General features: G+C 45.5%; 11 protein-coding genes and 1 pseudogene. 8 read left to right on the plus strand and 4 right to left on the minus strand.

All coding sequences use genetic code 11. The annotated features are described in order from the left end of the window. The first annotated feature begins 177 nt into the window (after positions 1-177). Positions 178-1,269: a threonine synthase gene (gene thrC, locus H6G03_RS29580; RefSeq protein WP_190472866.1), complete on the plus strand. Its 1,092-nt coding sequence runs from the start codon at positions 178-180 to the stop codon at positions 1,267-1,269. Here thrC and H6G03_RS29585 read toward each other — a convergent pair. Further along, positions 1,214-1,804 carry a hypothetical protein gene (locus tag H6G03_RS29585; RefSeq protein ID WP_190472870.1) on the minus strand — a complete coding sequence of 197 codons (591 nt, stop codon included), beginning with the start codon at positions 1,802-1,804 and terminating at the stop codon, positions 1,214-1,216. The genes thrC and H6G03_RS29585 overlap by 56 nt on opposite strands. A 71-nt stretch (positions 1,805-1,875) precedes the next feature. On the opposite strand from H6G03_RS29585, the gene H6G03_RS29590 reads away from it, so the two are divergent. From H6G03_RS29590 to H6G03_RS29600, 3 genes are read left to right on the plus strand one after another with little or no spacing between them, the layout of a single operon-like run. Then, complete coding sequence (locus H6G03_RS29590) at positions 1,876-2,748, plus strand: YihY/virulence factor BrkB family protein (RefSeq protein WP_190472873.1); 873 nt, start codon at positions 1,876-1,878, stop codon at positions 2,746-2,748. A gap of 15 nt (positions 2,749-2,763) precedes the next feature. Beyond that, positions 2,764-3,246, plus strand: coding sequence for a DUF4112 domain-containing protein (locus H6G03_RS29595; protein ID WP_190472876.1), 483 nt, complete (start codon positions 2,764-2,766; stop codon positions 3,244-3,246). 42 nt (positions 3,247-3,288) lie between these two features. Further along, positions 3,289-4,227 (plus strand): alpha/beta fold hydrolase, encoded by a 939-nt coding sequence (locus H6G03_RS29600; protein ID WP_190472879.1) that lies wholly within the window; start codon positions 3,289-3,291, stop codon positions 4,225-4,227. On the opposite strand, the pseudogene H6G03_RS29610 reads toward H6G03_RS29600, so the two are convergent. Then, positions 4,224-5,927: pseudogene (locus H6G03_RS29610) on the minus strand (CBS domain-containing protein). The gene H6G03_RS29600 and the pseudogene H6G03_RS29610 sit on opposite strands and share 4 nt — an antisense overlap. 329 nt (positions 5,928-6,256) lie before the next feature. On the opposite strand from H6G03_RS29610, the gene H6G03_RS29615 reads away from it, so the two are divergent. Further along, positions 6,257-7,294, plus strand: coding sequence for a hypothetical protein (locus H6G03_RS29615; RefSeq protein ID WP_190472885.1), 1,038 nt, complete (start codon positions 6,257-6,259; stop codon positions 7,292-7,294). Positions 7,295-7,360: 66 nt separating this feature from the next. Here H6G03_RS29615 and H6G03_RS29620 read toward each other — a convergent pair whose 3' ends face one another. Beyond that, on the minus strand, positions 7,361-7,612 hold the full coding sequence (locus tag H6G03_RS29620) for a transporter suffix domain-containing protein (RefSeq protein WP_190472888.1): 252 nt from the start codon (positions 7,610-7,612) through the stop codon (positions 7,361-7,363). 169 nt (positions 7,613-7,781) lie between these two features. Continuing rightward, on the minus strand, positions 7,782-8,609 hold the full coding sequence (locus H6G03_RS29625) for a carbohydrate ABC transporter permease (protein ID WP_456057593.1): 828 nt from the start codon (positions 8,607-8,609) through the stop codon (positions 7,782-7,784). Between the two features lie 325 nt (positions 8,610-8,934). Between H6G03_RS29625 and H6G03_RS29630 the strand changes: the two genes are divergently transcribed. From H6G03_RS29630 to H6G03_RS29640, 3 genes are all read left to right on the plus strand, one after another. Next, positions 8,935-9,630 (plus strand): aldehyde oxygenase (deformylating), encoded by a 696-nt coding sequence (locus H6G03_RS29630; RefSeq protein ID WP_190472895.1) that lies wholly within the window; start codon positions 8,935-8,937, stop codon positions 9,628-9,630. 202 nt (positions 9,631-9,832) lie between these two features. Then, positions 9,833-10,855, plus strand: a complete 1,023-nt coding sequence (locus H6G03_RS29635; RefSeq protein WP_190472900.1) for a long-chain acyl-[acyl-carrier-protein] reductase — start codon at positions 9,833-9,835, stop codon at positions 10,853-10,855. A 504-nt stretch (positions 10,856-11,359) separates the two neighbouring features. Continuing rightward, on the plus strand, positions 11,360-12,340 hold the full coding sequence (locus H6G03_RS29640; RefSeq protein WP_190472903.1) for an acetyl-CoA carboxylase carboxyltransferase subunit alpha: 981 nt from the start codon (positions 11,360-11,362) through the stop codon (positions 12,338-12,340). The last annotated feature ends 1 nt before the right edge of the window (position 12,341 follow it).

Here is a 12,341-nt window from a genome sequence, read left to right on the forward strand (position 1 = left end):
CTTCCCTCTTCCCTAGCCCCTAATCCCTAACCCCTAGCCCCTCTCTTCCCTCTTCCCTAGCCCCTAATCCCTAACCCCTAGCCCCTCTCTTCCCCCACTTCCTGTCTGCACCGTTCCCCATCCGCGCTAAACTAAGGTGTACCCGGAGTATTTCTACATTCGCGCTGTTCATCTATTGTGACTGTAAGTCTTTCCCTTGCTGAATCCAAACTAAAAAGCTGGCCTGGTTTAATCGAAGCGTACCGTGCTTATCTGCCAGTAACGTCATCCACGCCGGTAGTTACCCTCTTGGAGGGGAATACGCCTCTGATTCCCATTCCGGCGATCGCATCTCTCATTGGCAGACAGGTGCAAGTTTACGTAAAATTTGACGGCCTCAATCCTACCGGCAGTTTCAAAGACCGGGGGATGACTATGGCAATTTCCAAAGCAAAGGAAGCAGGTGCTAAAGCAGTCATCTGTGCCAGCACCGGCAATACCTCAGCATCAGCAGCTGCCTATGCCCGCCGTGGCGGAATGCGGGCATTTGTCTTGATCCCCGATGGCTACGTAGCCCTGGGCAAATTGGCGCAAGCTTTGCTGTATGGCGCTGAAGTGCTGGCAATTAAAGGAAATTTTGACCGGGCACTCGCGATTGTGCGCGAGATGGCAGAAAACTACCCGGTCACCCTGGTTAACTCAGTCAATCCCTACCGACTGGAAGGACAGAAAACTGCGGCATTTGAAGTGGTAGATGCCCTGGGTGACGCACCAGACTGGTTATGTATCCCCGTCGGAAATGCCGGTAATATTACAGCATATTGGATGGGATTTTGTCAATACCATCAAGAAGGTAAGTGCGATCGTCTGCCGCAGATGATGGGATTTCAAGCAGCAGGGGCAGCTCCGATCGTCACAGGTAAGCCGGTGTCTCACCCAGAAACGCTGGCAACGGCTATTCGCATTGGCAATCCGGCAAGCTGGGAAAAAGCGATCGCCGCCGCCGAAGCCAGCCAAGGGGGATTCGCAGCCGTTACCGATGAAGAAATTTTAGAGGCGTATCGTCTGCTAGCTTCCCAAGAAGGCATTTTTTGCGAACCGGCCAGTGCAGCTTCCGTAGCTGGGATGCTAAAAGTCAAAAACGAGATTCCAACAGGTGCGAAAGTAGTTTGCGTCCTCACCGGCAATGGACTTAAAGACCCCGATACCGCTATTAAACACTGTCACAATCAGTTTAAAGACGGGGTGGAGCCGGTCTTGTCGGCGGTAGCTGAAGTGATGGGTTTTTAAAGCTGGGTAAGTGGGCAGGATGGGAAGACCCCGGCAACTTGTCAGGCTGGGGCCGATCCTGCTTAACTGGAGTTGCTTTAAACTCAGTCGGATCGGTATCTCGCTGCTTGGTGAGCAAATCGATCGTGTCCCCCAAGGCAGTAGTCAGACTTTGGCGAGTTTGGGCGTGCGCCTCCCGTTCTGCTTTCAAGGCTTCTGCAAGACGATCGCGTTCTAACAGCACTTCTACCAGTTTATGCTTCAATGCCTCAACGCTTTGCAACTGTTGCAGTTCTGGGGAACTCGCAGAAATATCCGCAACTTCATCTAATTTGGCAGCAAAATCAACTTTAAGTTGGTCAATTTCTGCCTTAAGCTTGTCTATAGTTTGCTGTGCTAACTTAGCATCAGCGCGGCGTTGTTCTGCTTCTGTATTGTAAAGTTGACTCCATCTAGCAGCGCTATCGACCGCAAGATCGCGATCGCTTTGAGCTTGCGCCACTTGTTGTCGCAGCGCGTTAATTTCCTCTATCCACTGCTTTACATCGTAGTTCATCTGTGTATTTCTTAGTTGGTAGGGTGAGCATCGCCCACCATAAGTTGTTAGATTTGCTCAATTATAAAAATATGATATTTGCCCGTTTTTTTCGTTTTTTTCAGCACTTAAATTGGGCAACGCTGAAGAGAACTTTCCAGCGTGCCGGACAGCAGCGCTTGCCCGGACTTGCGGCGGAAATGACCTACAACGCTATGTTAGCCCTGTTTCCATCAATTTTGGCACTGCTAACGGCGATCGGATTGTTTGATTGGTTACAATCTACCTTTAGATACTTGGCGGCACAACTGGGTAATATTGCCCCTCAAGAAGCGCTGTTTCTGATCAAAGGGTTTACAAATACGATCGGCCTCAGCCAAAACCAAGGATTGTTTTCCCTCAGCTTTATTATCGCCTTATGGACTGCTTCTGGAGCCCTAAGTGCGGCTATGGACGCTCTCGATCGCATCAATCAAATTCCCCGAAAGCAGCGGCGACCGTTTTGGAAAGCCAAGTTAGTTTCTCTCGGTCTCACAATCGGTACGATTTTTCTACTAATTGCCGCATCTTTCCTAGTTTTTATCAGTGACTGGCTCGTGCAAATAGCAGCTCGCCAAACTGGTCATCTAGAGCCAGAACTGCTATCGATTTGGCGGCTGTTCAGTTGGCCTACTGCTTTGGTAATTATTGCATCTGCGATCGCCTTTATTTATCGCTATGGCCCCAGCCGCTGGACTAGGGGAACGCCCATCATGCCGGGAGCGATCCTTGCCTCCGTCTCTTGGGCTATTGTATCGGCTGGATTTCGCCTTTACGTATCTAACTTCGGCAATTACAACGCCGCCTACGGTGCTGTCGGTGCGGCGATCGTATTAATGCTATGGCTCAATTTATCTTGTTTGGTAATGTTATTTGGGGCACAGTTAAATGTTAGCGTAGGGGAAGCGATGCGACGCCGAATTTAAACTTAAACAAATGCCATGACATATGAACCTGACAGTAAAGCTGCTACCCTACAACGCCTTCGCCAGATTAGCCACTTGCTCGACAATGCTATTGCGATTCCCGGCACAAAATATCGCGTCGGTCTCGATCCGATTTTAGGATTGTTACCGGGCGGAGGAGATACCCTTACAGCTTTTTTCTCAGCATACATTGTCTGGGAAGCAGCTCGACTGGGATTGCCGCGAGAATCTTTAGTCCGAATGGTTATGAATATTCTCTTCGATACAGTAGTGGGTGCTGTGCCGATTGTAGGAGACTTTTTGGATGTTACCTGGAAAGCCAACGTTAAAAACCTTCAATTAGTGGAAAATCACTTGGCTTCGCCCATCCCAAGTAAAAAGGTAGATCGGGTATTTCTCATTCTCCTTACAGTAGGATTAATCCTATTTGTGGGAGCGCTAACTTACGTTAGCGTGATAATATTTAGATTGCTGCTAATGCTCTTCACGGGCAACTGAGTTGACTTGATATTAAACCCAAAGATAAGCAAACATAAAACTATGCAAGATTGGTGGCAAAGTACATTTCCAAAAGGTCGTCAAACTTTGACTATCGCCGACGCCAGAGGATATCCTGTAAAAATTGCCTATGGCGAAAAAGGAACTGGTAAACCTTTATTTTTAGTACACGGTATCGGTAGTTGGAGTTATGGTTGGCATCACAACATAGAAGAACTCGCCAAACATTTTCGCGTGATTTGTTTTGATGCCAAAGGACATGGTTTTTCCGATAAACCACATTATTCAGAAGAATTGGGTCATCAAATTGTGGAGATGGGACGAATTATTCGCGCTTTGTGTGATGAACCTGCTGTTGTAGTAGCGCAATCTTTGGGAGCATTAATCGCACTAGCTATTGCTGAAGAAAATCCCGATTTATTGGCGCGATTAGTGTTGATTAATGTCCCTGTCTTCCCCACTCAATTGCCCAGTCTGTGGATGCGCTTGTTAGCTATTTTACCGCTAGATTTGGTGCGAAGTATAGATAGTCTCCGATTGTCATATTGGTTAGCACCAATATTGCGACAAATTGTGGCAATTGGGCGTCGGGAAGTTGTGGTCGATCCGGCAGAAATTACACCGGAAAAAGTGTACTGGGTTAGTTATCCTTATATTGAATTTCCCAATACAGTGATGAAAGTTACGGAAGATTTACAACACGCTGCCGTGGAAATTGAACGATCGCTCAAAAACGAACCGAATATCATCCATAACATTCAAGATAATTTATTGAAAGTAACTTGCCCTGTATTAATTTTATGGGGCGAACAAGACCAATGGTTTCCCGCTGAAAATGCCAAAAAATTACAAGCCCGCTTACCAAATGCGAGATTGAAAATTATTCCTAATTGCGGTCACGATGCGGCAGCAGGTTCTCCAGAGGTAGTTAATTCAGAGATTCTGGAATTTTTGCGAGATAGCGAGTACGTATCGCTCTAACTATGTAATGGCAATATTACCGTAAAAGTTGTCCCCACACCAACTTCACTGGTAAACTTAATCTCTCCATTAAGCAATTCCATATATTTTTGAATGATGGTCAGTCCCAATCCAGTCCCGGAAATATTGCCAACATTTTCTGCACGATAAAATGGTTTAAACAGATGCTATTGCGATTGGGGCGGAATGCCAATGCCTCTATCTTTTACTTCAAAAATAATCTGCTTATTTTCAACATAAATCTCCAGAGTTACTTGACTGCCTGAAGGAGAATATTTAATCGCATTAGATAATAAATTCGTGAGAATATGACCCAAGGCTTTTTCATCAATATAAATCTGTAAATCTGGCGGAAAATTATATACGAAATTTAGACTGTGAGCCTCCTGCTCGGCTAACTCTACTTCCAGTAATATTTCCTGGCAAAAAGCTAATAAATTAATCTGCACTGGATTGCTTTGGAATTTTAAGCCATCGGCTTTACCAATTACCAGCAGATGATCTACCATTTCCAGCATCCGATTGGCAGACTCAAAAATACAATTCATGTATTGAAGCTTTTTTTCTTCAGCCAACTTATATTGGCAATTTTCCAGTAAATCTATCAAACCAATAATGCTGGCAAGTGGATTGCGGAATTCGTGAGAAACCAAAGAAATAAATTGGCTTTTTAAAGAGTTTAATTCTTGTTCCTTTTCTAGGTCTGCGCGTACTTCTTCCGCCTGCAATTGTAATTTTTCATTGGCTTTAATTAATTCAATAGTTTGCTTTTCTACAACTTGTTGTAGGGTTTCGATAACTCCATACATTTCCACAGGATCGAGCGCTCGCATGATATTGGTCTGGGTGATAATACCGACAAGTTGCCCCTGATTTCCAGTCACAACTAAGCGTCGCACCAACCGACGCTGCATTTCCAGATGAGCTACCCACAAAGAATCTTCTGTATTCATACAAAATAGAGGCTGACTCATCACTTTTTCAGCTTGGATATCCTCGATTTGCAAACCCAGGATTTGTAATTGCACGATATCTCTTTCAGTAACTATTCCGATAGGAATAGCTTGTTTGGTATTAGCTTCTGAGTTGGCAATCACCACACAACTAACACAATTATCGGCCATCAATTGCGCCAAATTCAGCACTGAACTTGAAGCAGGCGCATGAATTACTTTAGTTGTCATTACGTCCGCTACTCGACGCATTGTTAACAAATTTACAGGTTGGAGAACTTCTCGAATCGTTTCCGCAGTAACAACACCAACCAGGTTTTCTGCATCGTCTATACTTGGTAAGTGCCGAATTTGATTATCGCGCAAGAGGGAAAGAGCTAAAAATACATCTTTAAATTCAGATTCAGCAAGAGTAATCACCTCTTTGGTCATCACGTTTGCGATCGGTACAGCTAAGTTCTGTCCTCTTGCCACCAATTTAACTACATCTCGCTCTGTAATTATGCCTCGAATCTTTCCTTCTTCCACAATCAAAGCGCAATTATTAACTTTATAATTGCCGGGATGAGGCATAAAAGATGGCTGACCGGAATAAAGATTTTTATTTTTAGCTTCAGCTTTATTAAAAAATGTACATTCGCCTCCATGAATTTGATTCATCTTGGCTAGGACATCTAAAAGTGGAGTATCTGGTGAAACAGTGAGGGGATGACGGTTAATAGCTAGTTGCGGCTCTGGCAAGTTCATATATACAATTTGCTTTGCAACTCAATTATTTAGATATCTTAACATTTAAAAATTTAGCCACAAATCGATTAAAATCGATGATACTTAATATAAGTATAAGCTAATATATTTATTTGGCAATATCAGCTAAAAACTTGAAAAACTAAACTCCTCTTACCTTGTAAAAGCGGTTTTGCAATAAAGTTTACCTGCAAACCCCTGGAGTAATTTTGCATTTGGACTTGACATTTTAGCCACGCTGCGAGTGCCGAAGGTGACCGTCAGCGTAAGCAAGTATGATAAAGAACGTGCAATAATGATCCCTCTGTGACCCACGATCGCTCTCACAAATGCCCGAATCTCCCCAACCTCCTTTCGACCTCGCATCTGCCCTCAATATCGGTACGGATCTACACTTCCAGTTACCCGATCCAGAAGACGATCGCATCCCAGATAGTGAGTTTCAGCAGCAAGTGGATATCGCTTGGCTGGTATGCGATCGCTTCGACTTGCAAACGGAAATCTGGCGCGGACGTATTTTACGAGTAGTGCGCGATCGCGAGAAGAAAGGCGGCGACGGACGCGGCACTGGTTTTCTAAATTGGCTGAAAGAGCGAGAAATTAACAAAAGTCAGGCTTATTCTCTGATAGAGTTAGCCAATAGCGCCGATACTCTTTTAGCTGAGGGAAAGCTCGACCCGACTGCGATTAGAAACTTCAGCAAACGCGCTTTTGTGGAAACAGCCAAATCATCTCCAGAAATACAACAACTGGTCACTGATGCAGCGCAAAAAGGCGATCGCATCACCCGTCGGGAAGTGCGCCAACTCGCAGAAGAGTGGACAGCTATGACCTCCGATTTACTCCCCGACGAAGTAAAAGCTAAAGCCGCCGATCAAACTCTTCCGCCGCGTTACCTCGCACCCCTAGTTAAGGAATTGGAGAAATTACCCGAATCTCACATAACCTTACTGCAAGAAGAAGTCGCCCAAGAACCCAGCGTCGATAAACTCAAACAGGTAACGTCAGACGCCCGCAACTTAGCCAAGTATCTCCACGCCGCCGCCCAAGTGCAAGCCATTAACCAATCATCGGTAGATGTGGAAATGGCGCTAGAAGAAGCGCTGCGGATAGGTTGTTTGAATACAGCATCTGATTTGGTCAAACAAGCGTCTCAGCTAGAACAAACGATCGCCAAACTTTACACTACTTGGAAACGTGTCGGTAGTTTGGCGGATCGGCTATATGTGGATACCGGTGCGAGTACGCCCAACTTGCGATCGCTTCTCACTTGTTTGGAAAGACTAGCCGGTGAATCGATCGAAGTACCTCTGGATGAAAATGGCGATCGTACCGTTCGCCTGCGAATTTTCGCAGATTCAGATTAAATTGGCAACCTACAATTCTAACAATAAATTAGCCTAATTGCTTCGTTACTTAGTTAACGGCTAAGGTTAGCGGAGCAATTTTTTCAAACTCTTCCAAATCCGAGAAAAACTAAAATAACGCCGATATTTAGTAGCAAGTTCTTTTCCTACCAAGACAAGACCTAACCAGAACAAAACTTCTGCCACAACAGCTAGAATAGTTACTAATACAGCCTTGTGTGCTAAATCTATCTGTATAAATGGCACAACAAAAATTATCGCTGCCCAAGGCAAGAAAGATACAACAATAATCAACAGACCTAGATTCTTTAGACTCATTTCAATTACAGTTAGCTTTTTTCATTTAAAGCCGAGGCACACAAAAGTAAGCGCTCGAATACCTATAAGTTTATCGTTGTCAAATAAACTTTTTAACTCAGCGTTACTCTGCGAAAACATACCCTGCGGTCAGCCGCTGACGCGGCTAGTGCGTTCCTTTGCCTTAAACTTAACTCTTAATTCCAGTTGTAGCAATTCCCCTAATAAATTGTCTTTGGCCTATTAAAAACAACAGCAGGATCGGCACCGTAGCAATAGTCACAGCCGCCATCATCAAAGGCCAATTATTCGTAAATTGCTCCTGAAAATCTGCCAGCGCCAGCTGCACCGTTCTTAATTCCGGTCGCGTTGTAAAAACCAGCGGTTTAAACAGATCGTTCCACTCCCCGATAAACGTAAATAAAAATAGCGTCACCAATGCCGGACGAGACAAAGGTAGCATCACGCGCCACAGAATTTGCAGCCGATTTGCCCCATCCAATGCTGCCGCTTCCTCTAATTCGATCGGTACTGTTTGAAAGTACTGACGTAGCAGAAAAATGCCAAATCCATTCGCGGCTGTCGGTAAAATCAAAGCCCAGTATGTGTTGATAGCGTGTCCCCACTTCAACACCAAAAAAATGGGAATCACTAATAGCTGGAAAGGAATTACTAACGTTGCCAAAACAATTAACAGCAAAGCTTGCCGTCCCCGAAATTTTAACCTTGCTAAGGCGTAGCCTGCCAAAGCTGAGGTGATAACCTGAAATCCAGTTACCGCTAAAGCGACTAAAGTTGAATTGGCAAAAGCGAGGAGAAAGTTTCCGCGCTGCCATGCCTGTCGATAATTTTCCCATGTCCAGCCCTTTTGCCAAGGAGCTAAACTGGGTGTTGTCCCGGTGGGGGCAAAGGAGGTGAGAAAAACTGCGAAAAGCGGTAGCAGTACAATAAACGCAGTAATTACAAGCAATACCGGAATTAGCCATTCTAGGAGGCGATTCCAGAACAGGAATGGCACTGTTGGCCCACTTTGAGGATAAGCGATCGGCGACTGACTTTCGCAATTTTGCTCAGGCATCTATCTCTAAAATAAGGATTTGCATACAATACAGACTAGGTATTAATTCCGATTCTCTCACCCAGGCTAGATCCTAGTCTGGGTGATTATCGGTCAAGATCGGGTAAGTCGAATGCTTACTCTGACCAAAAAACCCGCCCTTTTTGGCAATTCTGGTAAATTGGATTTAAATTGCGAGTGAGGGTTTTCCAGGCCCCATTATAGCCTCGCGTCGATTTTGCATCGACACAATATCTACCAACAATGTTGAGGAGACAAGTCACGTATGCCGCAGCTTGAGGCCAGTCCAGCAATTGACTTTCACAACGAAACGTATAAAGACGCCTACAGCCGCATCAACGCGATTGTAATTGAAGGCGAACAAGAGGCCCACGAAAATTACCTTCAACTGGCTGAACTGCTGCCGGAACATAAGGAACAATTAATTAGCCTTGCCAAGATGGAGAGTCGTCACAAAAAAGGTTTTGAAGCCTGTGGGCGCAATCTCCAAGTGACGCCAGATATGGAATTTGCCCGTCAGTTCTTTGCCCAACTGCACCAAAATTTCCAAACTGCACTGCCAGAAGGGAAGATAGTCACTTGTTTGCTGATTCAATCTCTGATTATCGAATGTTTTGCGATCGCCGCCTACAACATTTACATCCCAGTAGCCGACCCCTTTGCCCGTAAAATTACTGAAGGTGTTGTAAAAGACGAATATTCTCACCTTAATTTCGGAGAAGTTTGGCTAAAAGAACATTTTGCAGAATCTAAAGCTGAGTTAGAAGAAGCCAACCGTCAGAATCTACCTGTAGTCTGGAAAATGCTGAACCAGGTAGAAACCGACGCCCGCGTACTGGGTATGGAAAAAGAAGCCTTGGTCGAAGACTTCATGATTCAGTACGGAGAAGCTCTGAGTAATATTGGTTTCACGACCCGCGATATTATGCGGATGTCAGCATACGGTTTGGCAGCTGCCTAATTTGGGAGTGCCTTTGCAAGTGCTTCGGCTTTAGTGTTGAGTCCTGAGTGCCGACTAGAGAAGATAACACAAAACTTTTATCGCCGATTAGTCGATCGCTGCACTAATCGGCCATTTTGTGTAGTATTTTTAAGGGTCAGTAACAATTTTTCATTCCTCTCACCTTACTCAAGCTCGACTAAAGGTCTGCTTTAAGCAATTCATGTTTGGTCTTATCGGTCACCTTACCAGTTTAGAACACGCCCAAGCAGTAGCCAGAGACTTGGGCTACCCGGAATATGCCGATCAAGGGTTGGATTTTTGGTGTTCTGCCCCGCCCCAAATCGTCGATACCATAAAGGTTACGAGCATTACCGGTCAAACAATCGAAGGTCGGTATGTAGAATCTTGCTTTTTGCCAGAAATGCTGGCAAATCGCCGGATTAAAGCAGCTACCCGCAAAATAATCAACGCGATGGCTCACGCCCAAAAGAACGGCATCAATATCACAGCTTTAGGTGGTTTTTCTTCGATTATTTTTGAGAACTTCAACCTGAACCAAATTACCCAAGTCCGCAATATCAAGCTAGAATTTGAGCGTTTTACTACGGGCAACACCCATACGGCTTATATCATTTGTCGGCAGGTGGAGCAAGCATCGAAAAAAGTAGGTATTGATCTGTCCAAGGCGACGGTAGCGGTTTGTGGCGCTACCGGTGACATTGGCAGTGCCGTTTGCCGATGGTTGAACGATCGCACGGATGTGCCAGAATTATTGCTGATCGCTCGCGATCGCGAGCGATTGGATGCGTTGCAATCAGAACTGGGTCGGGGTAAAATTATGGGCTTGGAAGAAGCGCTACCCCTAGCCGATATCGTAGTTTGGGTGGCGAGTATGCCCAAGGGCGTCGAAATCGATCCCACTACACTCAAGCAACCTTGTCTGCTCATTGATGGTGGCTATCCCAAAAACCTGGGCACTAAAATCCAGCATCCCGGTATATACGTTCTCAATGGCGGCATCGTTGAGCATTCCCTCGATATTGAGTGGAAAATTATGAAAATCGTCAATATGGACGTTCCCGCACGCCAATTATTTGCCTGTTTTGCCGAATCGATGCTACTGGAATTCGAGAAGTGGCACACCAACTTTTCTTGGGGACGAAATCAGATTTCCGTAGCAAAGATGGAGCAAATCGGTCAGGTTTCGGTCAAACACGGATTTCAACCGCTGTTGTCATTTTGACCGTAACTGAGGGCAGGGCCATACCCTGCCCTCTAGTAAACTGGAATTGCATGATTCTCGATCTCTCTACATCACGAAACCACCTATAAAGCGGAGACTGCTTTCAATCTCACTAAAAGATGTCACCTATTTCCGCAAGGAGGCTCACACTTAACCTGATAAGGTCAGTGTTGACAGGAATTGCGGGGCTTTCATCGAAACATCCCTTCTTTTACAACAGCAACTAAATTACTTGCTAAAGTAAACTACTAACGAAAGATCCATACAGTCAAAGTTATAATTAATTCCAAAAAAGTAGCTTCAAGATGGTATTTTTTGGAAAATATGCTGGCAAAAACGTCCGCATTATAAATGGGGATGGCGGCGGTCTAAAGATTGACCCGCTCAAAGGCGAACGGTTTTTGTAGCGTCTGCGTCAGGGCGATCGCAAATTAGCTGAGTTTCTGGACAACTTACAGGTTAGGATTTGGAAAGAGTCTACACAGTGTCGATCGAGTTTTAAACGTGGCCGAACCATCCCGCAAACCTTTACTACTAGACTTTGAAAAGCCCTTGGCAGAGCTGGAAACCCGCATTGACCAAATTCGCCAACTCGCGTCCGAAAATGGGGTCGATGTCACCGAGCAAATTCGCCAGTTAGAAGCACGCTCGGTGCAACTTCGTCAAGAAATTTTTAGCAGTTTATCACCGACGCAGAAGTTGCAACTGGCGCGTCATCCCCGTCGTCCCAGTACGCTGGATTACATTCAGGCGATGACCGATGAATGGATGGAACTGCACGGCGATCGCGCGGGTTCCGACGATCCGGCTTTGGTGGGCGGTATTGCCAACCTGTCTGGGCATTCTGTGGTGATGTTAGGCCATCAAAAAGGCCGCGATACCAAAGATAACGTTCTGCGTAACTTTGGTATGGCTTCTCCGGGCGGCTATCGCAAAGCAATGCGGTTGATGGAACACGCCGATCGATTTGGAATGCCTATATTGGCCTTTATTGATACTCCCGGTGCTTCCCCGCGTGCAGAAGCAGAAGCTTTGGGCCAGGGAGAAGCGATCGCTTATAATTTGCGAGAAATGTTTCGCCTCAACGTTCCCATCATTTGCACTGTGATCGGCGAAGGTGGTTCCGGCGGTGCTTTGGGCATTGGCGTAGGCGATCGACTCTTAATGTTTGAACATTCAGTATATTATGTCGCCAGCCCAGAAGCCTGCGCTTCTATTCTCTGGAAGGATGCCAGCAAATCTACCCAAGCAGCTGAAGCTCTCAAAATTACAGCTTGGGATTTGAAAAATCTCGGCATTCTCGATCGGCTTTTACCCGAACCCCTTGGTGGGGCACATTCCGACCCTATCAAAACTGCCGCTACCCTTAAGCAGGCTCTTATTTACCACATAGAAGAACTCAGCCAAATGACTTGCCACGAACGTCGGGAATTGCGGTATCAAAAGTTTCGTCGCATTGGCGTTTTCAGCGAAATATCTGCCTGAA

This window comes from Aerosakkonema funiforme FACHB-1375 (genome assembly GCF_014696265.1).
GTDB classification, from domain to species: domain Bacteria; phylum Cyanobacteriota; class Cyanobacteriia; order Cyanobacteriales; family Aerosakkonemataceae; genus Aerosakkonema; species Aerosakkonema funiforme_A.